The organism is unidentified bacterial endosymbiont (assembly GCF_918797525.1).
Lineage (GTDB): Bacteria > Pseudomonadota > Gammaproteobacteria > Enterobacterales > Enterobacteriaceae > Enterobacter.
On record NZ_OU963893.1, the window covers coordinates 1,777,405 to 1,802,263 of the forward strand.

Genomic DNA, 24,859 nt, shown 5'->3' on the forward strand with positions numbered 1-24,859 from the left:
AGCCTCTGAAAAAGGCGACAAAAAGAATGAGGAAGACGGAATGACCAGGGCAAAGGGGATAGTGGGATCGGCGATGTTACTGGCAGCGCTGAGCCTGCCGCTTCAGGCGGCTGAGCCAGTTAAAGTGGGCTCCAAAATTGATACCGAAGGGGCGTTACTCGGCAATATTATTTTGCAGGTGCTGGAAAGCCACGGCGTTAAAACAGTCAATAAAGTTCAGCTTGGCACCACCCCCGTGGTGCGCGGGGCCATGACCTCCGGCGAGCTGGATATCTACCCGGAATATACCGGCAACGGGGCATTCTTCTTTAAACAAGAAAACGATCCGGCATGGAAAAACGCCAAAGCCGGATACGAAAAAGTCAAAAAACTGGACGCAGAACAGAACAAGCTTGTCTGGTTAACCCCTGCACCGGCCAATAACACCTGGACCATCGCGGTGCGTAAAGATGTGGCAGAAAAAGGCAAGCTGACCTCGCTTGAGGATCTTAGCCGTTATCTGAAAGAGAAGGGGGATTTTAAGCTCGCGGCATCCGCTGAGTTTATTGAACGTCCGGACGCGTTGCCCGCTTTCGAGAAAGCCTACAATTTCAAACTCGACCAGGCACAGCTTCTCTCTCTGGCGGGCGGTGATACGGCGGTAACCATCAAAGCGGCGGCGCAGCAAACGTCTGGCGTTAACGCAGCGATGGCCTACGGCACCGACGGCCCGGTGGCGGCGCTGGGGCTGCAGACCTTAACCGACCCGAAAGGCGTTCAGCCGATCTATGCGCCTGCGCCAGTGGTGCGTGAAGCGGTGCTGCAAGCCTACCCGGATCTCGCCGAGTGGCTCAAACCGGTCTTTGAAAAACTGGACGAAAAAACGCTGCAACAGCTGAATGCCAGCATCGCCGTTGAGGGACTGGATGCCAAAAAAGTGGCGGCTGATTTCCTGAAACAACAAGGGCTAGTGAAGTAACGGGACAGGGCTGTGCCAATAAAATGTCATAACCGCGTACTGCTGCTGTTAGCCTGTGTGGCTATCGCGGCGGTCGCGTTACCTTATGTGAATGTCGCCCCAAACCGGCTGATGTCGGGTGAAGCGCGCACGCTCTGGCAGGTCTGGCCGTTTACGCCGCTGGTGCTGGCCGGGGCGCTGGGTGCGCTCGTCATACTCTCATTCTGGCAAAACCGCGTGGCGCACTGGTCAACGCTTATCCTTTGTGAAGGGCTTTTCATTGTGCTGTTCTGGAGTGCCGGGCAGGCTGCAACGCAAATAGCTGCTGCAGAAAGCCCGCTGGCGCGAACCTCCATTGGCGGCGGCCTGTGGCTCTGGCTGGCGCTGTGTTTGCTGGCCTGCAGCGACGCCATTCGCCGCCTGATACCTTCATCCTCCTGGCGCTGGCTACTCAATGCGCAGATTGGGTGTATCCCGGTCTTACTGCTGTTCGGCGGGCAACTCGACAGCCTGTCGTTGTTAAAAGAGTATGCCAATCGTCAGGAGGTGTTTAATGATGCGCTGGCGCAACATCTGACGATCCTCCTGGGCACGCTCTTTCCGGCATTACTGCTGGGCGTGCCTCTCGGGATGTGGTGTTATCGTCACCCTGCACGCCAGGGGGCGGTGTTTGCAGTGCTTAACGTCATTCAGACCATTCCTTCCGTGGCCTTATTTGGCCTGCTGATTGCCCCCCTGGCGGGGATGGTGAAAGCGTATCCTGCGCTGGCAACGCTAGGGATTGCCGGTACCGGATTAACGCCTGCCCTTATTGCGCTGGTGTTATATGCCCTCCTGCCGCTGGTGCGCGGCGTGGTGGCGGGCTTAAGCCAGGTGTCACTGGATGTGCTAGAAAGCGCCCACGCGATGGGGATGAGCGTGCGGCAATGTTTCTGGAAAATACAGCTTCCACTCGCGCTGCCGTTGCTATTGCGCAGTCTGCGGGTTGTGGCTGTACAAACCGTTGGCATGGCGGTGATTGCGGCACTGATTGGCGCGGGCGGCTTTGGTGCGCTGGTCTTTCAGGGGCTGCTCAGCAGCGCGCTGGACCTGGTGTTACTGGGCGTGATCCCAACTATTGCGCTGGCGGTGGTCATCGATGCGCTGTTTGCCTTATGGCTCGCGTTACTCAGGAGAAGAGCCAATGATTGAATTTCACGATGTCAGTAAAACCTTTGCCGGTCGACCGGCGGCCAGCCACCTCAATTTACACTTTGCCGAGGGGGCCTTCTCGGTACTGATCGGCACTTCGGGGTCGGGGAAATCCACCACCCTGAAGATGATTAACCGCCTGGTGGAACACGACAGCGGCGAGATCCGCTTTGCCGGAGAAGAGATCCGAAGCCTGCCGGTGCTGGAGTTACGTCGTCGGATGGGGTATGCCATTCAGTCTATCGGCCTGTTTCCCCACTGGACGGTAGCGCAGAATATCGCCACCGTGCTGCAGCTGGAGAAACGGTCGCGGGCAAAAATAAATGCGCGGGTAGATGAGCTCATGGCGCTGCTGGGGTTAGATCCACAGCTACGCGAGCGTTATCCGCATCAGCTTTCCGGCGGGCAACAGCAGCGGGTCGGCGTGGCGCGAGCGCTTGCAGCCAACCCGCAGGTGTTATTGATGGATGAACCCTTTGGCGCACTGGATCCGGTCACGCGCGGGGCGCTGCAAACGGAAATGACCCGTATACATCGCATTCTGGGGCGCACGATAATCCTTGTGACCCACGATATTGACGAAGCGCTGCGCCTCGCTGACCATCTGGTGTTGATGGACAGCGGCGAAGTGGTGCAACAGGGCACGCCCCTGCAACTGTTGACCCGACCGGAGAACGACTTTGTGCGTCAATTTTTTGGCCGCAGCGAGCTGGGCGTCAGGCTGCTCTCGTTGCGCACTGTCAGCGACTATATGCGCCGACAGGATGCTCAACTGAGCGGTGAGCCGTTACAGGAGCAGATGAGCCTGCGGGATGCGCTGTCTGCGTTTGTCGCGCGCCAGTGCGAAATACTGCCCGTGGTGGATGCCAGTGGGGCGCAGTGCGGTACATTGCACTTTCGCGATCTGCTGGCCGGGGAGGTCACGCGTGAAAGTCATCCGTGATCCGTTGCTCTGGCTGGCAGGGCTTTTTGTTGCCTTACTGCTACTGATGCCGCACAGCGCGGGGCTGTTTAGCGCGCTCTTTCCTGGGCTGCCGCGCCCGGTTTATCAGCAGGAAAGTTTTATCAATCTCGCTCTGGCGCACCTGTGGCTGGTGGCGCTCTCAAGCGTGGTAGCGATTGTGCTGGGCGTGGGGGCGGGTATTGCCGTCACCCGGCCCTGGGGCCGGGAATTTCGTCCGCTGGTCGAAACCATTGCGGCGATAGGCCAGACTTTCCCGCCGGTGGCCGTGCTGGCGATTGCGGTACCGGCGATCGGTTTTGGTCAACAACCGGCGATTATTGCGCTGATTTTATATGGCGTGTTGCCGATCCTGCAGGGCACCCTGGCCGGAATAGCGGCCGTACCGGCGTCGGTATTGAGCGTTGCGCAAGGGGTGGGAATGAGCAGCGTACAGCGGCTACGCAAGATTGAACTGCCATTAGCCGCGCCGGTAATCATCGCCGGGATCCGCACGTCGGTTATCGTTAACATCGGGACAGCGACCATCGCCTCGACGGTAGGGGCGAGTACCCTGGGCACGCCGATCATTATCGGCTTAAGCGGATTTAACACGGCGTATATTATTCAGGGCGCGGTACTGGTGGCGCTGGCAGCGATCGTGATTGACCGCCTGTTTGAACGTCTGTCCCGCTACCTCAGCCGACACCGCCGCGAACAATAAACGAGTACCCTGCCAGCATCACGCCGCCGATACCGCTTACGGCCATCAGGACAAAAAGGGTAATTACAGCCAGTTTGGTTGCCTTCATCATGTGCTCCTGTTGTTAACGGAACAATTATACGGTGAAGCGCAACTGTTAATGAACCATTAAATGCCGTTACGGCTCATTGGGGCCGGGCGGATAAACGCGATACCTGGCAAAAGATGTGATGGCGGGCACGATTTACAGCTTTTCTGAAGCGCTTCAAAGAAAGTTAACCGCCATCAGTGTATGTTACGCGTTTTTAGAATGTGCGGTTTTGGCGTATGTACGAGTTTAATCTGGTGCTATTGCTGCTTCAGCAAATGTGTGTGTTCCTTGTCATCGCCTGGTTGATGAGTAAAACGCGCCTGTTCATCCCGCTGATGCAAGTAACGGTACGTCTGCCGCACAAGCTGCTTTGCTACGTCACGTTCTCGATTTTCTGTATTCTCGGCACCTATTTTGGTCTTCATATTGAGGACTCTATCGCTAACACGCGCGCCATTGGCGCGGTGATGGGCGGGTTGCTGGGTGGCCCCGTTGTGGGCGGGCTTGTCGGGTTAACCGGTGGCCTGCATCGCTATTCGATGGGCGGTATGACGGCGCTAAGCTGCATGATATCGACGATCGTCGAAGGGTTGCTTGGCGGTCTGGTTCACAGCTACATGATCAAGCGTGGCCGCCCTGACAAAGTCTTTAGTCCACTCACCGCAGGGGCTATTACCTGCGTTGCCGAAATGGCCCAGATGGCGATAATCCTGCTCATTGCCCGTCCGTTCGACGATGCGCTGCACCTGGTCAGCAGCATCGCCGCCCCGATGATGGTCACCAACACCGTGGGCGCCGCGCTGTTCATGCGTATTTTGCTCGACAAGCGCGCCATGCTGGAGAAATACACGTCGGCGTTTTCCGCTACGGCGCTGAAGGTCGCCGCCTCAACCGAGGGGATCCTGCGCCAGGGGTTCAATGAAGAAAACAGCATGAAGGTGGCTCAGGTGCTCTATAAAGAGCTGGACATAGGCGCGGTGGCCATTACCGATCGCGAACGGCTGCTGGCGTTTACCGGCACCGGAGACGATCACCATTTGCCGGGTAAACCGATCTCCTCAACCTATACTCTGCGCGCCATCGAAACGGGGGCAGTGGTCTATGCCGACGGTAACGAGCTGCCTTACCGCTGCTCGCTGCATCCGCAGTGCAAGCTTGGCTCAACGCTGGTCATTCCGCTGCGCGGGGAAAATCAGCGGGTGATGGGCACCATCAAGCTATATGAAGCCAAAAACCGTCTTTTCAGCTCCATTAACCGCACGCTGGGGGAGGGGATCGCGCAGTTACTGTCCGCGCAGATCCTGGCGGGGCAATATGAGCGTCAGAAAGCCCTGCTCACGCAGTCGGAGATCAAACTTTTGCATGCCCAGGTGAACCCGCACTTTCTGTTTAATGCTCTTAATACGCTGAAGGCGGTGATCCGCCGCGACAGTGATCAGGCCGCGCAGCTGGTGCAGTTCCTGTCGACCTTTTTTCGCAAGAACCTCAAACGGCCGTCGGAAATTGTCACCCTGGCCGATGAGATAGAGCACGTAAACGCCTATCTGCAGATTGAGCTGGCGCGTTTTCAGTCACGCCTGCAGGTCTCGTTATCCGTACCTGATGACCTGGCGTGTCAGCATCTTCCGGCCTTTACCCTGCAGCCTATTGTAGAAAACGCCATTAAACACGGCACCTCTCAACTGCTGGGGGCGGGAGAGGTGACGATTTCCGCCAGTCGGTTCAACCATCATCTGGTGCTGAACATTGAAGATAACGCCGGGCTATACGTCCCTTCCACCACCGGGGGGCTGGGGATGAGCCTGGTGGATAAACGTCTGCGCGCCCACTTTGGCGATGACTGCGGGATAACCGTTGCCTGTGAGCCAGACCGCTACACCCGTATCACGCTACGACTGCCGCTGGAGGAAAATGCATGCTGAAAGTGCTGATTGTTGACGATGAGCCGCTGGCCCGGGAAAACCTGCGCGTGCTGTTGCAGGAACAACGTGATATCGAGGTGGCAGGCGAATGTGAAAATGCCGTTGAGGCGATTGGCGCGGTGCACAAGCTCCGCCCGGACGTGCTGTTTCTTGATATCCAGATGCCGCGCATCAGTGGGCTGGAGATGGTCGGGATGCTCGACCCGGAACATCGTCCCTGGATCGTTTTTCTGACGGCGTACGACGAATATGCGGTCAAAGCCTTCGAAGAGAACGCCTTTGATTATCTGCTAAAGCCGATTGAAGAGCCGCGGCTGGAAAAGACGCTCGCCCGTTTACGTCAGGAGCGAACGGTACAGGATGTCTCCCGCTTGCCGGAAAACCAGCAGCCGCTGAAATTTATCCCCTGCACCGGTCACAGCCGAATTTATCTTCTGCAAATGGATGATGTGGCTTTTGTCAGTAGCCGCCTGAGCGGGGTATTTGTCACCAGTGCGCAAGGTAACGAAGGCTTTACCGAGCTGACGCTGCGCACGCTGGAGAGCCGCACGCCGCTTGTCCGCTGCCATCGTCAGTATCTGGTGAACATGGCGCACCTGAAAGAGATCCGCCTGGAAGATAATGGCCAGGCCGAGCTGGTGCTGCGTGCCGGACAGACGGTGCCCGTTAGCCGTCGTTATCTGAAGAGTTTGAAAGAGGCGATTGGCCTGTAAAACTGGTACACTGCGCGCCATTGCTTCACCGACATTTGAAGGCTCTATGCTTAGTAATGATATTCTTCGTAGCCTGCGCTACACCCTGAAGGCCAATAACAACGACATGGTGCGCATACTTGCGCTTGCCGATATGGAAGCCACCGCTGCCGGTTTCGACACCTGGATGACGAAAGAAGATGAAGAGGGGTTTGTTCGCTGCCCGGATATCATTCTGTCTGGCTTTCTGAACGGTCTTATCTACGATAAGCGCGGTAAAGATGAGTCTGCGCCGGAGCTGGCGCTTGAGCGCCGGGTGAATAACAACACGGTGTTGAAAAAGCTGCGTATCGCATTTTCGCTGAAAACCGAGGATATCCTGGCAATTATGATCGGGCAGAATTACCGCGTGTCGGTGCCGGAAATCACCGCCATGATGCGTGCGCCGGATCACAAAAACTACCGCGAGTGCGGCGACCAGTTTTTGCGTAATTTCCTGCGCGGGTTGACGCACCGGGTGCATCACCCGAAAGCTTAAAAAAAGCCGGAGAATGTCTCCGGCTTTTTTGTTATTTCACCTGCTGACCCGGCTTCGCGCCTTCATCAGGGCTTAACAGGAAGATATCTTTCCCGCCAGGGCCTGCGGCCATCACCATCCCTTCTGAGATACCGAAGCGCATTTTACGCGGCGCCAGGTTAGCGACCATCACGGTCTGACGACCAATCAGCACCTGCGGGTCCGGGTAGGCAGCACGGATGCCGGAGAAGACGTTGCGTTTCTCACCGCCGAGATCCAGCGTCAGGCGCAGCAGTTTGTCAGAGCCTTCCACCCATTCCGCGTTTTCGATCAGCGCTACGCGCAGATCCACTTTGGCGAAATCATCAAAGGTGATGGTGTCCTGAATCGGATCGTCAGCCAGCGGGCCAGTAACCGGCGCCGCGGCGGCTTTAACTTCTTCTTTCGACGCTTCCACCAGCGCTTCAACCTGTTTCATCTCAATGCGGTTGTACAGGGCTTTAAAGGTGTTCACCTTGTGGCCGAGCAGCGGCTGCGCGATGGCATCCCAGGTCAGCTCGGTATTCAGGAACGCTTCGGCGCGTACGGTAAGCTGCGGCAGAACCGGTTTAAGATACGTCATCAGCACGCGGAACAGGTTAATACCCATGGAGCAGATGGCCTGCAGGTCCGCGTCGCGACCTTCCTGTTTAGCGACAACCCACGGCGCCTGCTCGTCGACATAGCGGTTAGCCAGGTCTGCCAGGGCCATGATTTCACGTACCGCTTTGCCAAACTCACGCGCTTCCCACGCGTCGCCAATGGCGGCTGCCGCGTCGGTGAAGGTTTTGTACAGCGCAGGATCGGCCAGCTCAGCCGCCATCACGCCGTCAAAACGCTTAGCGATAAAGCCCGCGTTACGGGAGGCCAGGTTCACCACTTTGTTGACGATGTCCGCGTTTACGCGCTGGACAAAATCTTCCAGGTTCAGGTCGATATCGTCGATACGCGAAGAGAGCTTCGCCGTGTAGTAGTAGCGCAGGCTGTCGGCGTCGAAGTGGTTCAGCCAGGTGCTGGCTTTGATGAAGGTGCCGCGAGATTTTGACATCTTCGCGCCATTCACCGTCACATAGCCGTGCACAAACAGATTGGTTGGCTTGCGGAAGTTGCTGCCTTCCAGCATCGCTGGCCAGAACAGGCTGTGGAAGTAAACAATATCTTTACCGATGAAATGATACAGCCCGGCGTCGGAATCTTTCTTCCAGTATTCATCGAAGCTAACGGTGTCGCCACGTTTGTCGCACAGGTTCTTGAAAGAGCCCATATAGCCGATTGGCGCGTCCAGCCAGACGTAGAAATATTTGCCCGGCGCGTCAGGGATTTCAAAGCCGAAATACGGCGCGTCGCGGGAGATATCCCACTGCTGCAGCCCGGATTCGAACCACTCCTGCATTTTGTTGGCCACTTGCTCCTGCAGCGCGCCGCTGCGCGTCCACGTCTGCAGCATTTCGCTAAACGACGGCAGGTCAAAGAAGAAGTGCTCAGAGTCACGCATCTCTGGCGTTGCGCCGGAAACCACGGATTTTGGCTCAATAAGCTCGGTCGGGCTGTAGGTCGCGCCGCACACTTCACAGTTATCGCCGTACTGGTCCGGGGATTTACATTTCGGGCAGGTGCCTTTGACGAAACGGTCCGGCAGGAACATGCCTTTTTCCGGATCGTACAACTGAGAGATGGTACGATTTTTAATAAAACCGTTCTCTTTCAGACGACCATAAATCAGCTCGGACAACTGACGGTTCTCTTCGCTGTGGGTCGAGTGATAGTTGTCGTAGCTGATGTCAAAGCCAGCAAAATCGGTCTGATGCTCCTGACTCATTTCGGCAATCATCTGCTCCGGGGAACTCCCCAGTTGCTGAGCTTTCAGCATAATAGGCGTGCCGTGGGCATCGTCCGCACAGATGAAGTTAACCTCGTGGCCGCGCATTCGCTGGTAACGGACCCAGACATCAGCCTGGATATGCTCCAGCATGTGGCCGAGGTGGATTGAGCCGTTGGCGTACGGCAGTGCGCACGTTACCAGAATTTTTTTCGCGACTTGAGTCATAGTAGGCATTACTTCTTTTAACTGTGAAAAGGGCTTTCGATATTACCAAAAGGGGCATTATTAAGTAAGCACAAACCACGGCCTTTCAGGTAAACTTGTTCATCTAAGGTCTTATTCACAAGAACAAAGGAGTCGGGATGAGTTCTCAATCCCAGGCCAAATCGCCGGAAGCCTTACGAGCAATGGTCGCCGGGACGCTGTCTAATTTTCAGCATCCAACCCTGAAGCACAATCTCACCACGCTGAAAGCGTTACACCATGTGGCGTGGCTCGACGATACGCTGCACATTGAACTGCACATGCCGTTTGTGTGGAGCAGCGCATTTGACGAACTGAAAGAGCAAACCAGTTCAGAGCTTCTGCGCATTATCGGCGCAAAAGCCATCGACTGGAAGCTGAGCCACAGCATCGCCACGCTTAAGCGCGTAAAAAACCAGCCGGGCGTTAACGGTGTGAAAAACATCATTGCCGTAAGCTCGGGTAAGGGCGGCGTGGGTAAATCCTCCACGGCGGTTAACCTGGCGCTGGCGCTGGCTGCCGAAGGGGCGAAGGTCGGTATTCTGGATGCGGATATTTACGGCCCGTCCATTCCGAACATGCTGGGGGCGGTAAACGAGCGTCCAACCTCGCCGGATGGTACCCGTATGGCGCCGATTGTGGCGCACGGTCTGGCGACCAACTCGATTGGTTATCTGGTCACCGATGATAACGCCATGGTATGGCGCGGCCCGATGGCCAGCAAGGCGCTGTTGCAGATGCTGCAGGAGACCCTGTGGCCAGAGCTGGATTATCTGGTGCTGGACATGCCGCCGGGCACCGGTGACATTCAGCTGACGCTGGCGCAGAACATCCCGGTTACGGGCGCTGTTGTGGTCACTACGCCGCAGGATATCGCGCTGATCGACGCTAAAAAAGGCATCGTGATGTTCGAGAAAGTGGACGTGCCGGTGCTTGGCATCGTTGAGAACATGAGCATGCACATCTGTAGCAACTGTGGTCACCATGAGCCTGTCTTCGGTACCGGTGGTGCAGAGAAACTGGCCGTGCAGTATCACACCCAACTGCTGGGTCAGATGCCGCTGCACATCTCCTTGCGCGAGGATCTGGATAGCGGTAAACCCACGGTTGTTAGCCGTCCGGAAAGTGAATTTGCCCGACGGTATCGTCAACTGGCGGGGCGCGTCGCAGCGCAACTCTACTGGCAGGGCGACGTCATCCCGAGCGAAATCGCCTTCCGCGCGGTGTAAGTAAGCACGCCGGGCAGGCTATGCGCACTGCCTGGCGTGAATCTCATCAGCCACCCAACAAGTATGACTTCCTTTCGACCCTCTTCCCTTCTTTCGGCATCTCAAATTAAATAGTAAAAGCTTATTACCTTTGGGGGTATTTTTTAGGAATTTTAAAAAATGAAAAAATCTGAAAAATTTACCCCGTGTGTATTTTTAAATTTAGGGTGTGATATGTTTGCTTTTTAAGTGGCAGGCCTGATGATGCAATGTTAATACAGCTTTGCTGTATTGCATTGTATGGCGCTGTTTTTTTGCTACGAGGGGGAAACTATTTACTTAACGTACGTGCTTTGCACCAGGGCAAGGGCCACGTTTTATAATCTACCCAATCGGGAAATATCCGATAACTGTATTTCAATGGAAAATGAAATTAATAAAAACAGCGTTGCTGATTTCAGTATTTTTTTTAACGAGCTGCCAGCTTGCGCCGGGCCAGCATTTATCGGCATCCGGCAAAAATAAGCCCACTGTCCCTGATAGCCAGTTTGATCTCAATAAGATGGTCGATATCTATCCTCTCACACCTTCTGTTATTGAAAATCTGCGTCCGGCCCCGGTGAAGTCTCAGATAAATCCTGGCCTGGACGAGCAGGCAAAACAGTGGGAATACCGCATTGGCCCGGGAGATGTGTTGATGATTACCGTCTGGGATCATCCCGAGTTAACGACGCCAGCGGGACAATATCGTAGCGCCAGTGATACCGGCAACTGGGTTGGTGCAGACGGCACCGTATTTTATCCGTACGTCGGGAAACTACACGTGGCGGGTAAAACGCTGGCCGAGGTGCGTGAGATTATTACCTCGCGACTGGACAAGGTGATTGAAAGCCCTCAGGTGGATGTGAGCATTGCGGCATTCCGTTCGCAAAAAGTTTACGTAACGGGTGAGGTCGCTAAATCAGGTCAGCAACCCATCACTAATATTCCGCTTACGATAATGGATGCAATAAATGCCGCGGGCGGCCTGTCAGCCGATGCTGACTGGCGTAATGTAGTATTAACCCATGACGGTAAAGACACCCGTATATCATTGTATGCATTGATGCAGCACGGGGATTTAATGCAAAACCGTTTACTGCGGCCAGGCGATATTTTATTTATTCCCCGTAACGATGCCCTGAAAGTGTTTGTTATGGGAGAAGTCGTTCAGCAGAATACGCTGAAGATGGACCGCAGCGGTATGACGCTTGCTGAAGCGCTGGTCAACGCCGGTGGGCTGAATCAGAACATGGCTGATGCCAGTGGCATCTTTGTTATTCGTTCCCAGGCCCGCACCAGCAATAAAGACAAAATTGCCTCCGTTTACCAGCTCAACGCGCGGGACGCCTCGGCAATGGTGCTGAGCACTGAATTCCAGCTTGAGCCTTACGATATCGTATATGTCACCACGGCGCCTCTGAGTCGCTGGAACCGTGTAGTGAGCCAACTGGTGCCGACCATTACGGGTGTTCACGATCTCACTGAGACCGTGCGTTATATCAAGACGTGGCCGCAATGATAATCAAATCGATTCTGGTGGTTTGTACCGGCAATATCTGTCGCTCCCCGGTCGGGGAGCGTTTGCTGCAATCCTATTTGCATGGCGTAAACGTTGTGTCTGCCGGTATTCGCGGCCTGGAAGGGTATCCGGCGGATCCCCATGCCCAGACTATTTGTCTAAAGCACGGTATCTCGCTGGAAGGGCATAGCGGCCGTAAATTGACCTCTTCAATGCTTCGCCAGGCCGATCTGATCCTCACCATGGAAAATAATCAGCTTAACCATATTTCGACTATTGCTGCGGAGGTTCGGGGAAAAAGCATGTTGTTCGGACGGTGGCTTAACGTCAAAGAGATACCGGATCCTTATCGTAAAAGCGAGGAGGCGTTTGAATATGTTTTTGGTCTCCTGGACGGGGCGAGTAAGGAGTGGGCCAGACGGCTCAACAGGTAAAGGATGATGTATGTTGTCGAAAAATGATTACGCCCAGAATGATTCAACCGATCCTCAGCAGATCGATCTCTTCCGTATGCTGCTTGAACTTTTTGAATATCGCATGTGCATTCTGCTGGTCACCGTTTGTTTTACGATAGGTGGAGGGATGTACGCTTTCCTGGCGACGCCTGTGTATACTGCCGATGCCCTCGTGCAGATTGAAGATAAGCAGCAAAACAGCCTGCTCAAATCTCTTTCACAGTTCACGCCCAGCTTTACGCCAGACTCAACGGCGGAAATTCAACTGCTGAAATCGCGAATGATCCTCGGGAAAACGGTCCAGGATCTTAATTTGCAGTATGAGATAGTTCAGTCCCGGCTCCCGGTGGTGGGTAAAATCTGGGCGCGGATCAATAATGAATCTCCCGGGGTTCTGAAGCTCGCGTGGCTGCATTTTCCGTCCACCTATGTGGGGGAGCGCAGCCTGACGATTATTACTGAGGATAACGACCGGTTTCGTGTGGAAGGTAAGGGGATTAGCGCAAAGGGTGTACGCGGCCAGCTGCTCACGGCCGCAGGCGTATCGCTGCGCGTCAGCGAACTGGATGCGCCGCCCGGCACGCGCTTCACCGTGACCTTACTCTCCCTGCCGCATGCCATTAACGCCTTACATGCACGGTTCAGCGTGAAAGATATGGGCAAAGAGAGTGGGATCCTGAGCCTGAGTATGACGGGTTTTGATCCCGTACTTCTTACCCGCATCCTGAACAGCATTGCGGAAAATTATCTGCAGCAAAACATTGCGCGTCAGGCCGCTCAGGACTCTCAAAGTCTGGACTTCCTGCAGAGACAATTGCCAAAGGTTCGTTCGGAACTGGACAACGCTGAACAGCGTCTTAATGATTATCGCCGACAACGAGATTCGGTTGATTTAACCCTTGAGGCGAAGTCCGTACTGGAACAAATCGTCAACGTTGATAATCAACTGAATGAAATCACCTTCCGTGAAGCCGAGATTTCTCAGTATTACAAGAAAGAGCACCCCACCTATCGTGCATTGCGTGAGAAACGTCAGACTCTCGAAGATGAGCGTGCCCGGCTGAACAAACGCGTTTCAGGCATGCCTTCTGTGCAACAGGAGATTTTACGCCTGAGCCGCGACGTGGATTCGGGACGCGCTATCTACCAGCAGTTGCTTACCCGGCAACAGGAGCTGAATATCTCGCGTTCCAGTACGATTGGTAACGTGCGTATTATCGATGCCGCACTGACGCAACCCGACCCGGTGCAACCGCGTAAGGCGCTTATCGTATTACTCTCGACGCTGATTGGGTTCATTCTCTCTGCGACGCTGGTCCTGTTAAAAGTGTCACTGAAAAGGGGCATTGATTCACCGGATCAGCTTGAGTCTCAAGGGTTGAACGTTTATGCCACGCTCCCTCGTTCGGTGTGGCTGAATGAGAGAACCCGGCTCTCGAGGGTTAATTTTTTCAGCTCTGCGGAGAAACACAGAACCACGAACGTGCCTTTCTTGCCCGTAGACCGGCCGCTGGATAACTTTGTGGAGGCGGTACGCGGTCTACGGACCAGCCTGCACTTCGCGATGATGGATGCTGAAAATAATATTCTGATGTTCAGTGGGCCGACGCAAAACTGCGGTAAGACCCTGGTCAGTACCACCCTGGCTGCACTGGTTGCGCAGGTAGGGGAGCGGGTACTGCTCATCGATGCCGATATGCGTAAGGGCTATATCCATAATATTTTTTCGCTCTCTAACGATGCAGGACTCTCCGATGTACTCAGCGGAAAAGTGGCATTTTCTGCGGCGGTACAGACTTACAGCGAAGCCAGTTTCGATGTGGTGACGTGCGGCATGGCGCCGCCTAATCCGTCAGAGTTGCTGATGCACGATCGTTTTCGTCAGTTTATGGAGTGGGCAAGCGAGCGCTACGACATGGTGATTATCGATACCCCGCCGATTCTGGCTGTTACCGACGCCGCCGTGATAGGGCATATCGCGGCGTCAACGCTGTTGGTTGCACGACACAACGTGACCAGCGTCAAGGAGATGCTTGTCAGCGTCCGGCGGCTGCAGAAATCGAAGGTGGAAGTTAAGGGGGTAGTGGTGAACGATTTTGTCAATTCGGCCATCGACTATTACAGCAATGGGTATAAGGTCTATGGTTACGGCTACGAGCCTGACCTTCCCAACGCGAAGAAAGCGAGATGAAATCCACAGGTACGCAGGAAAGCGGGCGCTTTCCTGCTACAAACGCATGTGAACTGCCTCAGCGGTGATAGAAGATATCCCCGTTGTAGGCTTTGTAGATCTTGCCATCCGCGTCGCCAATCAGGACGTAGTTTTCACCCATATAGGTCCAGTGCGTACCTGCATCTGGCGCAGGCAGGTTGCGCAGCTGGTACTGTTTGATGGTGTACTCGGGCGTCTGGTACATCGCTGGCGCCGAGTCGCCAATTTTGAACTTTGTGAAATCGGCAATGAACTCTTGTTCTTCATAGGCCTTAATGCCAGAAGGCGCAGACGCCGTTTGTGGGGCGGCAGAGACCGCACCCGCCAGAGACATCGCTACACCCAGAAGCAGCCATTTATGCTTAGCCATTTTTTCTCCAGTTAACCCGTTTACCGTTACTTTTTGCCGTTGCCAACCCACAATACGGCAACGTGTCTATTTTATGTATCAGACTATGGCTTGTTCCAGGAAAAATGTAACAAAACTGAACACAGCTCATGCTGGCAGCGTTTTACAGGAAAGTAGTGAGGAGGCGGGGGCAGCCATCCGCAAAGAGGAAAGGAAGCAGTTGGTACGCGTTTTTCCGTGAGAAGACTCCCTCTCCCGCGCGGGAGAGGGATAAACATTACTTCGCCAGAACTTCCTGTGCGGTACGCTCAACCAGGGACAGCAGGACTTTAACATCCTCCAGGTTCACGGTTGGGTTCAGCAGCGTCAGCTTCAGGCAGGTGATGCCGTTATGCTCGGTTACGCCGACGTTCGCGCGGCCTGACTCCAGCAGCGCGTCGCCAATTTTCTGGTTCAGCAGAGCGATGCCCGCGTCGTCCATCTGCGTTTCAGGGCGGAAGCGGAACAGCACGCTTGCAAGCTGTGGCTGCATTACCAGTTCCAGAGCAGACTGCGCTTTCACGTAGTGCGCAACCTGCTGCGCCAGCGTTACACCGTGATCGATAATCGCCGCGTACTGCTCCTGACCCAGCGCTTCAAGGCTCATCCACAGCTTCAGCGCGTCGAAACGACGGGTGGTCTGCAGAGACTTAGACACCAGGTTTGGCACCCCCGCTTCTTCGTCAAACTCCGAGTTCAGATAGGCCGCCTGATAGCGCATCAGCTCATAGTGACGCGCCTCTTTCAGCAGGAATGCGCCGCAGCTAATGGTCTGGAAGAACTGCTTGTGGAAGTCCAGGGTAATGGAATCCACAAGGTCGATACCGTCGAGGTAATGGCGATACTGCTCAGACATCAGCAGCGCGCCGCCCCAGGCTGCATCAACGTGCACCCAGATATTCTGCTTTGCCGCCAGCTGTGCGATCGCACGCAGCGGATCGATAGCGCCGGCATCAGTGGTACCTGCCGTCGCGACAATCGCCAGGATCTGTTCGCCGTTGGCGTTGCACTGCTCAATTTTCGCGGCCAGATCGGCCAGATCCATGCGGGAGAATTCGTCCGTTTTCACCTGCAGGACGGACTGGTAGCCCAGGCCCATCAGCGCCATATTCTTCTGCACGGAAAAATGCGCATTTTCGGAGCACAACACGCGAATTTTGCGCAGATCGCCAACCAGACCATTCTGCTGCACAGAGTGGCCCTGACGCGCGAAGAAAGCATCGCGAGCCAGCATCAGACCCATCAGGTTGCTCTGGGTGCCGCCGCTGGTGAAAACACCTGCGTCGCCGGCCTGATAACCCACGCGAGTACGCAGCCACTCAATCAGTTTGATCTCGATAATGGTCGCGGACGGGCTTTGGTCCCAGGAGTCCATGCTCTGATTAGTGGCGTTAATCAACACTTCTGCCGCCTGGCTTACCACCAGGCTTGGACAGTGCAGGTGCGCCACACACTGCGGGTGATGAACGGACAAACTGTCTTTCAGGAAGAACTCGACGGCACGTTCAATCGCCGCGTCGTTACCCAGCCCTTTCGGGTTGAAATCAAGCGTAATACGCTCGCGCAGCTCCGCGACCGTTTTGCCCTGGTACATCTCAGGCTGTTTCAGCCACTGCATCACAGCCTGAGTGCTTTGTTCAATCGCCTGCTGGTAAGCTTCAATGCTCTGCGCCGAGGAGAACAAAATTGGGTTTGAATCTGACATCGTAATCAACAACTCCGGTTACGCCGGGCGAACGCCCGCAGCAAGCAGCGCCTGCTCGAATTTATCCAGGAAGATTTTCAGCTCTTCATCGCTTATCAGCAGAGAAGGCAGCAGACGCAGCACAATGCCGTTACGACCGCCACGCTCCAGAATCAGACCGGCTTCGAAGCACTTCTTCTGAATCAGCGCAGACAGCTCACCGTCGCCCGGGAAGCAGCCCATATGGTCAGCCGCTTCGTGCGGCTTAACGATCTCGATGCCGATCATCATGCCCAGACCGCGAACGTGACCAATAACCGGGTAGCGTTTCGCCATCTCGTTCAACTGGCCTTTCAGCCATTCGCCCTGCGTGGCCACTTTGCCCGCGATATTCTGATCTTTCAGGATTTTCAGCGTCGTCAGACCGGTTGCCATCGCCAGTTGGTTGCCGCGGAAAGTGCCGGTGTGGTGACCCGGCGCCCAGGCGTCGAACTGCTTTTTAATACCGAGCACGGCCAGTGGCAGGCCGCCACCGACAGCTTTAGACATCACGATGATGTCTGGCTCAATGCCAGCGTGTTCGAAGGCGAAGAATTTACCGGTACGGGCAAACCCTGCCTGTACTTCGTCAAGGATCAGCAGAATGCCGTGCTCCTGCGTCACCTTACGGATGCGCTGCAGCCACTCGACCGGAGCCGGATTCACGCCGCCTTCGCCCTGAACCGCTTCCAGGATTACCGCAGCCGGTTTGCGCACGCCGCTTTCAACGTCGTTGATCAGGTTGTCGAAGTAGTAGGTCAGCGCTTTCACGCCTGCGTCACCGCCGATACCCAGCGGGCAGCGGTACTGGTGCGGGTAAGGCATGAACTGCACTTCTGGCATCATACCGTCAACCGCTTCTTTTGGAGACAGGTTGCCGGTCACGGACAGCGCGCCGTGGGTCATGCCGTGGTAACCACCCGAGAAGCTGATGATACCGCTACGGCCGGTCACTTTTTTCGCCAGCTTCAGCGCCGCTTCAACGGCGTCTGCACCGGATGGACCGGTGAATTGCAGGCAGTACTCTTTACCCTGACCGGGCAGCAGAGACAGCAGATATTCTGAGAATGCGTCTTTCAACGGCGTTGTCAGATCCAGTGTATGTAACGGCAAGCCGCTGGTAATGACATTTTGGATGCTTTTGAGCACATCAGGATGATTGTGGCCAAGCGCAAGGGTGCCTGCGCCTGCTAAACAGTCAAGGTATTCTTTATTATCTGCATCGGTTATCCACACGCCGTCTGCTTTAGTGATGGCTAAAGGCAGCTTGCGCGGATAGCTCCTGACGTTAGATTCAAACTCGGCCTGACGAGCCAGATAGGTTTCGTTGCTTTTATGGGCATCTACGGTGTCAATACGGACTTTATCCGTCATCATATCACTCCTACAATCGCCGCTTCGTTACGCGCCACGATTGAATAAAAAGTTAAAAAAACAGATGGGGGTGTCTAAAAAACGCCGCCAATATAGAGCCTTTTGCCACAGGGCTCAATGGTTAATTTGTTTACTGTTTTGTGACATGGCGTGCAAGGGGAGTGAATCCTCCCTTTTTCGTGGCTCAAAAGTGAGATCTCATCAGTAAAAACAGGGGTATTGCGAGACTTTTACCCTCACTGTAAAAGTAGCGCGAAGAGTGTTACAAATCGTGCTTTTTGCAGCAGGAAAAGCAGGCTTAATACCTCCTTGTGCGTGTAATTTCTGTGTTACCTGCATAATGCCGTGGTCACGACCCTGGCTTTTATTCCAGGATGCGGCCGTAATACCGCTTTCATAGCAATGTTTCTCTGGGTCATTATTTTAAATGAGATAGAACATGATTCGGTGCTTCGGTGGAAAGCAAATCAAAAATAACTTTAGCTTTGATACCGTAGCCTACTATTTTCATCGTTAACCTGGGCGGCTCATTGTGTTGACTTTGCGATAGTAATCGTGGGGAAGCCAACGGAAAAATCGCCAGGCACTGGCCCGGAAACAGGCCGAACATCCTGTATTTTATCAGCGTGAAGTCGATATCGACCTGAATCCGAAAATTGGCGCGGACTGGACGTCCAAAGGACAACAACAACGCATCGGGATCGGCGGTTATACACCGTGGACTGTAAAGCGTAGGAGGGTGAGGAAGATCGGGACGTGGGTAGGGCGAATTATTTCTCTCATAGGTGAGGTGATTCTTGTGGCTGACGTCTCGCAGATCATCTACAACTCGATCACTGAATACAACACCATTATCCCGAAGTAAGGTTTTCATGGAACCCGTTCAAAAAGCCTGAACCTGTTGATGTTCCAGATTTCACCATTGATATGTTTATTCAGTCAGCAAAAGCCGGAAGATGGTTATACAAATAGGGGGCATTTTGCCCTCTTTGTTTGATGCTATTACAGGAAGTGCCAACAGTGCTGCCCAGTGGGTAACGGATAAAACAGGCTGGAACCCTCAGAGTGTCGGCCCAGCGATCATGAATTGATTGGGCGCAGGTAATCAGCAAGCAGGAACAGCGGCTCATCAATATAGCCTGTCAGGTGAAAACCTCCTTTCCGGAAACGGGTGAGCATTTCCGGATTCTTACACAACCACTGGATCGGTCAACCTGTCCTTAACTGATCGGCATTACGCCCTGTGGTGTGCATAGGTAGCGCAATATACATACAAACGTCGGCACTGCTGATGTTAATGCTGCGGGGGTCGCGAAGGCGTATGTTCGCTGCCTAAAGTACACAATGCTTTCAGAAAGTAATTATCCGGATATGCTTTCACGCAGTTCGCAAAACAACTTCCTCCCTGCTGTATACATGCAAATGCGGGCGTTGCTATAGCAACTGACACAAACGAGAGTACAGATAACAATATTATTTTCTTCCTCATTATGTAACCTCCTCAATTGCGGTTGGGTAGCTTCTGGTGCACTGGCTCTGTCGCATGGCTTCGTCCTGAATTAACTTCATCATACCTGGTCAGTCTCTCTGGTGTGACAAAACCAGCACATGCGATTAGAACTGTAGTACAACGGCTACAACAGTAAATAATTATCTGGGAGTGGTTGATATAGCGTTGATGGAATCGACAGTAAACGTAATCGGGCTATCTGGAATAGACGGAATTACCTTTGGTTAAAAATGCTCAAAGTGGAATTCCGCCCTGGGAGAAAGGATAACCTTAAGGGTAAGCTTCCATCGCCAGGCTACTTCCCCTAAGCTGGTAATTAATAAAGAAATGTAATCACCATGACTCGGGGTGCCCTTCATCAAAGAAGGCTGAGAAATACCCGTACCACCTGATCTGGATAATGCCAGTGTAGATTTGTAATAAAGTCAATAAAACCAATCATTTACACCCTAGAGAGATAAAAGGTGTTAAATGTCCTGTGATAAAAATGTAACTTCAAACGTAAAGCAGAATTATCTTACACCTATCTAAGAGCGGGTGTTTACTATCTCCAGGGGCTTTGTTGAATAAATCGAACTTTTGCTGAGTTAAAGGATCAGATCACGCATCATCCGGCAACACAGGCCGTCCCATGCCAAAGCAGAAGTTTAAAGTCGCCAACTGGCGCAACTACAACAAAGCCCTTATCAACCGGGGCTCCGTCACTTTCTGGCTTGATGACGAGGCTATTCAGGCCTGGTATGAGCCCGCCACACGCACATCGCGGGGACGGCCTCTGCGCTAATCTGAGCTCGCCATCACCACGGTCCTGGTCGTTAAACGTGTATTCCGCCTGACTCTGCGAGCCGCACAGAGCTTTATTGATTCCATTTTTGCCATGATGGATGTTTCTCTTCGCTGTCCGGATTACACCAGTGTCAGCAAGCGGGCAAAGTCGGTTAACGTCAGTTTTAAAATGCCCACCCGGGGTGAAATTGCGCATCTGGTGATTGATTCCACAGGGCTGAAAGTCTTCGGTGAAGGTGAGTGGAAAGTCAAAAAGCACGGCAAAAGCGCTGTCGTATCTGGCGAAAACTGCATCTGGCTGTTGATGCGAGTACGCATGAGGTCATCTGCGCGGACCTGTCGCTGAATAACGTCACGGACGCTGAAGCTTTCCCGGGGCTTATCCGGCAGACCCACCGAAAAATCAGGTCAGCGGCGGCAGACGGTGCTGACGATACGCGGCGATGTCATGACGAACTGCGTCGCAAGAAAATCAGCGCGCTCATTCCTCCCCGAAAGGGCGCAGGTTACTGGCCCGGAGAATATGCAGACCGCAACCGTGCAGTAGCGAATCAGCGACTGACCGGGAGCAATGCGCGATGGAAATGGTCAACAGATTATAACTGTCGGTCGATAGCGGAAACGGCGATGTACAGGGTAAAGCAGTTGTTGGGTGGTTCGCTGACGTTGCGTGACTACGATGGCCAGGTTGCAGAGGCTTTGGCCATGGTGCGTGCGCTGAACAAAATGACGAAGGCAGGCATGCCAGAAAGCGTGGGTATTATCTGACAACTGTATCCGGCTACGAAGATGCTTACCTCAAATCTGATTTATTCAACAAAGCCGAGTGAGAGGACAATTTCTCTTTTTCTTCAATATTTGATTTAACTTTATTGAGTTCTGCGTTTAATTTTTCAATTTGATTTTGAAGATTATCAAATTGTTCAGTATTATTATCTTTTTTAGCTTGTTTTAGTTGTAAGCCAATTTTTCTGATTTCATTAGGTAAGGTGTTAACTGATTCTTGTAGCTTCTTAAATTCTTCATCGTGATAGCTATTGTAGGATGTAGTAAGCTCATAACCGAAATTATCTACTATCTTTAATGAACGATGTTCCATAGCATTTCTAATATCTGCAAATGCTACGGCATTTGGGTCTAACCATTTTGTTACAGTATCTGAGCTACCAACTTTACGAATGTCTTTCAGAATATAGAATAAAGCATGAATGAAATGATTGTCGCTATCCTTCAATTTTTTATGTGGTTTCCATTCATTCTTATTATTACCAGTGAAATCTTTAAATAAATTATCTATGCTGATTTTTTATCATGTTTCAGGTCATTTAAATTGAAGAAGCGACTAATTAAAAATGCGATTTTATCAAAAAGTGAATACACGGCTATGAAAACTGATTTTAATTGAGCTACCTTCAAGTTATTTATTGAGTGTGACATTTCATCAACATGTTGAAATGTCGAATTGAACAAGTGAGAATTTTCATTGGGTATGTCTTTTGAAGAAAAAATTAAATACCGGGCATAGCAATAATCATTTTTTAGCTCATCGTAATTCCCGTGATAAGCTAATTCTTCGTGCATTGCAAGTGAACTATTTAGAGATTGAATAAATGATGGCAATGAGAAAACATCTTGGTAAGCTATTGGATACTCACAAACATCATTCAAATCATTAAGAAAAAGCTTGTTTCTAGCACACCATTCTAAATACTGCTTATGCTTTTTTGATGTGTATTCTTCATTGTATTCTTTGAAGTAGTCAAAAGCTGAAATTTGAAAAGTGCCTTCAAACCATTTTTTAAAATTGAATAGCTTCCCACCTTCTTCAAGTGGGATGCGTTGATCAGGGTATAGTCCATCAATATTCTCTATCCCTTTATTTACGAGTTCATAAGCAATCAAGAAGTGATATTCTGAGTGACCGTTATCACAAAGTGATTGACCTAGGAATAACTCATTGTTAGCTTTGGACATAATTGCTACAGGATTATTATCTAAAGATATTGCTTTATCATAATGCGGAATACAACATAAAGCCCTACCTTGAGATGAAAGGTGATTAGCTAGATTTGTTTCAACCATAGATCTAAGATTATTATATGCTTGACGATTTATTTCGTGTTCTTTCCAATCAGCTTTAGGAATCGCATGTAAGGCTTTCCTATAATAGATTATTGCATTCATTAAATCAGTTGAGTACCACTCTGTACTACGATATTTATAGAGTTCGGAATAACAGTTACCTAAGCAATATAGATAATGTGCTTTATATAAAGGATGGGAAAATTCAAAATCACGCTTAGTAAACTTCTCAACCAATGCAACTAATAGTGTATGGTCGGTATTGATGATATATTTATCTGCTAATTCACTGAATTCATCTAGTTCGTTTTTTGTCATTAACAACATAACTCCTTAGCTGCCTATTTACAGACAAGAGGGGCATTTAAGCCCCCTGATAATATTTCAACTTATCTAGGCTTGTTTCTTCTCATTCCATGAATCAGAATGCAAGATATTCCCGTCTTTATAGAGGTGAGTAATCTTCTCATAAGCTAAAGAAACATCTTCCATATGCCCCGTACCCGTTGCCGTTCTGGTGTCGTGCATCACAGGGCTAAAGTTAACTACTTTCACATTTTCTAATGTAATGGTGTAGTAGATTTCCTCTTGCCCGCTGTAATTGATACGATAGAAATTAAATTCAGCACTTTTAAGAGTTTGCCCCGTTGCAACAGCTTTAAACAGGTAGGGAGATGAGCTATCAATTTCTTTAGTTAAATTGAATGAGCAATGTTGTCGGCTTCCTGTCACTTTACCTGTTAAGTTGTCTGTAGGGATGATCACGCTATGCTGTAAACTACGTAATTCTATACTTCCATCACGCCCATGAACATCACAAGATCCCATGATTTGGGAACCACCATCACCATCATCTTTTAAAATTAAATGTACTGGTACAGCCATTCTTAATGCTCCTTGCTATTAGTCGTATAACCAGCGTTTTGCTTTTGCTGATTCAATTAACATCCCTATAGTAAAATTTGGAACAGGGATAGATTCTTTTTTCTTAAAAGGGTTTAATGATATTGATGTATCAGGGTAATAGGTTCTAATACAGAATCTTCCACGATCAACATGAAATTGTGCAAAGAATTTTTCTATTAATTCTTCTGCTTCATATTCATCAAAATTTAGATCGGCATCAAAATCTGTTTCCGGTGTTAATTTCTTTTGCTTGCTTTTTAAAATATAAACACCATCATGTTTACGTATTAACTCATAAATTCTTGATTCAAGATTATTTACCATAATTTATCATCACCTCTAGCAACGGTGTTATATTCTCGAATTGTGTTATAAGTAATTTGAGATACATCAGACGCTAAAAAAATCCATCCTACAACCGGGATAGCTCGCCCTGTAAATGTTCCAATGTTAGCTACGGCTCTAATTCTTATAGTCGAAGGTGGATAGCCACCAATCACAGAAGGAAGTTTAATCCCAAATGGAAATTTTGCTTTTTTGAATACTTTACGTGACGCTTTAGAAGCGTAAGAGGTTCCCTTTTCTGCTCCTGTAGGTTTTGCCCTTGTTGATAAAGTATTCCGTCCAGATACAATGGCAACTACAGAAGCAAAATCTGCAACACCTAACCCTAATTGCTCTATTACTTTTTCACAAAAAATCATGAAAAACAGTTCAGACGCAGTAACATTAGATTTCCCCGCATAGAAATATGTTCCATTTAACTCTTCAATTGTATCCATCAGTAACCCTATAATTTATATTGGTATGATCGGTAAGCATACAACGTACAACATAAAATGGTAGTAAAAACATCATGTAAAGCTCTTAAAGTAAAATTCATTGAAGCGAGGCTTAAAAGGGATTTAGCATGACTTACTAATTAAATCCGCAAGTTGAGGTTGGCCGATAAAGGGGAAGAGCGTAAGAGAACGATAAAGGAAGAGTATTTATCTACTTTTAAATCTCTTCTAATGCGTGGTTTGTTGTTTCTTTTCTCTATCGGTTCTTTTGATTTTGATTGTTCTTCTAAAAGACTGTTAGTAATAAGACTGTTAATACGTTGTTCTTTCTGAACACCTGAACCTTGTAATTATGCTCTTTCTGTAACCTCGCCTTTCACTATCGGTGCTCTTAGTCTTTTATGTTCGCTCCTGCCTTGCGTGAAGAAGCGATGACCGAGGGCATAGGATTTGCTTGTCAAATCCGTACTTTCCTACGCTCAACTTACACTAAGCGGAATACAAGCGGGTGAGCACATTTCAGGTGCTTCATTACGTGATTAAGCTATTCCAGGTGTGATAACTGCTGTAATAAATCGAAAAATCTTGCACCCTGCCTACGGCCCCGGTTACACTAAACCCCTACAAATTGTTTGTGTGTAAATGATTGTTTTATAAGTATTTTGACTCGGGGTGCCCTTCTTTGTGAAGGCTGAGAAATACCCGTACCACCTGATCTGGATAATGCCAGCGTAGGGGGCCGAAATTCGGCCTACTTATCATTAGTTTACATTTC

21 protein-coding genes, 4 pseudogenes and 1 riboswitch are annotated in these 24,859 nt (G+C 51.2%); of the genes and pseudogenes, 15 read left to right on the forward strand and 10 right to left on the reverse strand.

What is annotated here, in order from left to right:
• Positions 1–40 precede the first annotated feature (40 nt).
• From osmF to NL510_RS08485, 4 genes are read left to right on the forward strand one after another with little or no spacing between them, the layout of a single operon-like run.
• Positions 41–958: a glycine betaine ABC transporter substrate-binding protein OsmF gene (gene osmF / locus NL510_RS08470; protein WP_253383643.1), complete on the forward strand. Its 918-nt coding sequence runs from the start codon at positions 41–43 to the stop codon at positions 956–958.
• Positions 959–970: 12 nt separating this feature from the next.
• Positions 971–2,128 (forward strand): ABC transporter permease, encoded by a 1,158-nt coding sequence (locus NL510_RS08475; protein ID WP_253383645.1) that lies wholly within the window; start codon positions 971–973, stop codon positions 2,126–2,128.
• The gene (locus NL510_RS08480; RefSeq protein WP_253383647.1) at positions 2,121–3,071 is read left to right on the forward strand and encodes an ABC transporter ATP-binding protein; all 951 of its coding nucleotides are present in this window, start codon (positions 2,121–2,123) and stop codon (positions 3,069–3,071) included. Before NL510_RS08475 ends, NL510_RS08480 begins: the two co-directional genes overlap by 8 nt.
• A complete protein-coding gene (locus NL510_RS08485) occupies positions 3,055–3,792 on the forward strand; it encodes an ABC transporter permease (RefSeq protein ID WP_253383649.1) in 738 nt (245 codons plus the stop codon). The genes NL510_RS08480 and NL510_RS08485 overlap by 17 nt, the downstream gene beginning before the upstream one ends.
• On the opposite strand, the gene NL510_RS08490 is transcribed toward NL510_RS08485, so the two are convergent.
• On the reverse strand, positions 3,767–3,880 hold the full coding sequence (locus NL510_RS08490; RefSeq protein WP_010433613.1) for a protein YohO: 114 nt from the start codon (positions 3,878–3,880) through the stop codon (positions 3,767–3,769). The genes NL510_RS08485 and NL510_RS08490 overlap by 26 nt on opposite strands.
• A gap of 218 nt (positions 3,881–4,098) precedes the next feature.
• Here NL510_RS08490 and NL510_RS08495 point away from each other — a divergent pair, with 218 nt between their 5' ends.
• From NL510_RS08495 to NL510_RS08505, 3 genes are read left to right on the forward strand one after another with little or no spacing between them, the layout of a single operon-like run.
• Positions 4,099–5,784 (forward strand): sensor histidine kinase, encoded by a 1,686-nt coding sequence (locus NL510_RS08495; RefSeq protein WP_253383657.1) that lies wholly within the window; start codon positions 4,099–4,101, stop codon positions 5,782–5,784.
• Positions 5,778–6,497 carry a two-component system response regulator BtsR gene (btsR, locus tag NL510_RS08500; RefSeq protein WP_253383659.1) on the forward strand — a complete coding sequence of 240 codons (720 nt, stop codon included), beginning with the start codon at positions 5,778–5,780 and terminating at the stop codon, positions 6,495–6,497. Before NL510_RS08495 ends, btsR begins: the two co-directional genes overlap by 7 nt.
• Positions 6,498–6,543: 46 nt before the next feature.
• The gene (locus NL510_RS08505) at positions 6,544–7,014 is read left to right on the forward strand and encodes a YehS family protein (protein ID WP_253383661.1); all 471 of its coding nucleotides are present in this window, start codon (positions 6,544–6,546) and stop codon (positions 7,012–7,014) included.
• A 31-nt stretch (positions 7,015–7,045) separates the two neighbouring features.
• Here the strand turns inward: NL510_RS08505 and metG are convergent, their stop codons facing one another.
• The gene (metG, locus tag NL510_RS08510) at positions 7,046–9,079 is read right to left on the reverse strand and encodes a methionine--tRNA ligase (RefSeq protein WP_253383664.1); all 2,034 of its coding nucleotides are present in this window, start codon (positions 9,077–9,079) and stop codon (positions 7,046–7,048) included.
• 137 nt (positions 9,080–9,216) lie between these two features.
• Here metG and apbC point away from each other — a divergent pair, with 137 nt between their 5' ends.
• From apbC to NL510_RS08530, 4 genes are all read left to right on the forward strand, one after another.
• Positions 9,217–10,326: an iron-sulfur cluster carrier protein ApbC gene (gene apbC, locus NL510_RS08515; RefSeq protein WP_253383667.1), complete on the forward strand. Its 1,110-nt coding sequence runs from the start codon at positions 9,217–9,219 to the stop codon at positions 10,324–10,326.
• Between the two features lie 406 nt (positions 10,327–10,732).
• The gene (locus NL510_RS08520) at positions 10,733–11,866 is read left to right on the forward strand and encodes a polysaccharide export protein (protein ID WP_253383669.1); all 1,134 of its coding nucleotides are present in this window, start codon (positions 10,733–10,735) and stop codon (positions 11,864–11,866) included.
• The gene (locus tag NL510_RS08525) at positions 11,854–12,300 is read left to right on the forward strand and encodes an arsenate reductase/protein-tyrosine-phosphatase family protein (RefSeq protein WP_436299112.1); all 447 of its coding nucleotides are present in this window, start codon (positions 11,854–11,856) and stop codon (positions 12,298–12,300) included. Before NL510_RS08520 ends, NL510_RS08525 begins: the two co-directional genes overlap by 13 nt.
• A 10-nt stretch (positions 12,301–12,310) precedes the next feature.
• Positions 12,311–14,512 (forward strand): polysaccharide biosynthesis tyrosine autokinase, encoded by a 2,202-nt coding sequence (locus NL510_RS08530; protein ID WP_253383673.1) that lies wholly within the window; start codon positions 12,311–12,313, stop codon positions 14,510–14,512.
• 58 nt (positions 14,513–14,570) lie between these two features.
• Here NL510_RS08530 and NL510_RS08535 read toward each other — a convergent pair whose 3' ends face one another.
• The 3 genes from NL510_RS08535 to NL510_RS08545 form a co-directional block, all read right to left on the reverse strand.
• Positions 14,571–14,903 (reverse strand): RcnB family protein, encoded by a 333-nt coding sequence (locus tag NL510_RS08535; protein WP_253383675.1) that lies wholly within the window; start codon positions 14,901–14,903, stop codon positions 14,571–14,573.
• 256 nt (positions 14,904–15,159) lie between these two features.
• Positions 15,160–16,626, reverse strand: coding sequence for a pyridoxal phosphate-dependent decarboxylase family protein (locus NL510_RS08540; protein ID WP_253383677.1), 1,467 nt, complete (start codon positions 16,624–16,626; stop codon positions 15,160–15,162).
• A gap of 18 nt (positions 16,627–16,644) precedes the next feature.
• A complete protein-coding gene (locus NL510_RS08545; protein WP_253383679.1) occupies positions 16,645–18,021 on the reverse strand; it encodes a diaminobutyrate--2-oxoglutarate transaminase in 1,377 nt (458 codons plus the stop codon).
• Positions 18,022–18,619: 598 nt separating this feature from the next.
• On the opposite strand from NL510_RS08545, the pseudogene NL510_RS08555 reads away from it, so the two are divergent.
• The 4 pseudogenes from NL510_RS08555 to NL510_RS08565 form a co-directional block, all read left to right on the forward strand.
• Positions 18,620–18,715 (forward strand): annotated as a pseudogene (locus NL510_RS08555) (hypothetical protein); the annotation flags it as partial.
• Between the two features lie 3 nt (positions 18,716–18,718).
• Positions 18,719–18,883 (forward strand): annotated as a pseudogene (locus NL510_RS22875) (STM2901 family protein); the annotation flags it as partial.
• Positions 18,871–18,990 (forward strand): annotated as a pseudogene (locus NL510_RS08560) (DUF1493 family protein); the annotation flags it as partial. The pseudogenes NL510_RS22875 and NL510_RS08560, both read left to right, overlap by 13 nt.
• A 1,169-nt stretch (positions 18,991–20,159) precedes the next feature.
• Positions 20,160–21,082: pseudogene (locus NL510_RS08565) on the forward strand (IS5 family transposase).
• A gap of 25 nt (positions 21,083–21,107) precedes the next feature.
• On the opposite strand, the gene NL510_RS08570 reads toward NL510_RS08565, so the two are convergent.
• The 5 genes from NL510_RS08570 to NL510_RS08590 form a co-directional block, all read right to left on the reverse strand.
• Entirely contained in the window at positions 21,108–21,548 is a 441-nt protein-coding gene (locus NL510_RS08570; protein WP_253383681.1) for an LA2681 family HEPN domain-containing protein, read from the reverse strand.
• Between the two features lie 59 nt (positions 21,549–21,607).
• Positions 21,608–22,714, reverse strand: a complete 1,107-nt coding sequence (locus NL510_RS08575) for an LA2681 family HEPN domain-containing protein (RefSeq protein ID WP_253383683.1) — start codon at positions 22,712–22,714, stop codon at positions 21,608–21,610.
• A 75-nt stretch (positions 22,715–22,789) separates the two neighbouring features.
• Positions 22,790–23,281 carry an Hcp family type VI secretion system effector gene (locus NL510_RS08580; RefSeq protein ID WP_253383685.1) on the reverse strand — a complete coding sequence of 164 codons (492 nt, stop codon included), beginning with the start codon at positions 23,279–23,281 and terminating at the stop codon, positions 22,790–22,792.
• Positions 23,282–23,299: 18 nt separating this feature from the next.
• A complete protein-coding gene (locus NL510_RS08585; protein ID WP_253383687.1) occupies positions 23,300–23,626 on the reverse strand; it encodes a DUF1493 family protein in 327 nt (108 codons plus the stop codon).
• On the reverse strand, positions 23,620–24,084 hold the full coding sequence (locus tag NL510_RS08590; RefSeq protein ID WP_253383688.1) for an STM2901 family protein: 465 nt from the start codon (positions 24,082–24,084) through the stop codon (positions 23,620–23,622). Before NL510_RS08590 ends, NL510_RS08585 begins: the two co-directional genes overlap by 7 nt.
• A 658-nt stretch (positions 24,085–24,742) precedes the next feature.
• Positions 24,743–24,838: riboswitch (TPP riboswitch) on the forward strand.
• Positions 24,839–24,859: the final 21 nt, after the last annotated feature.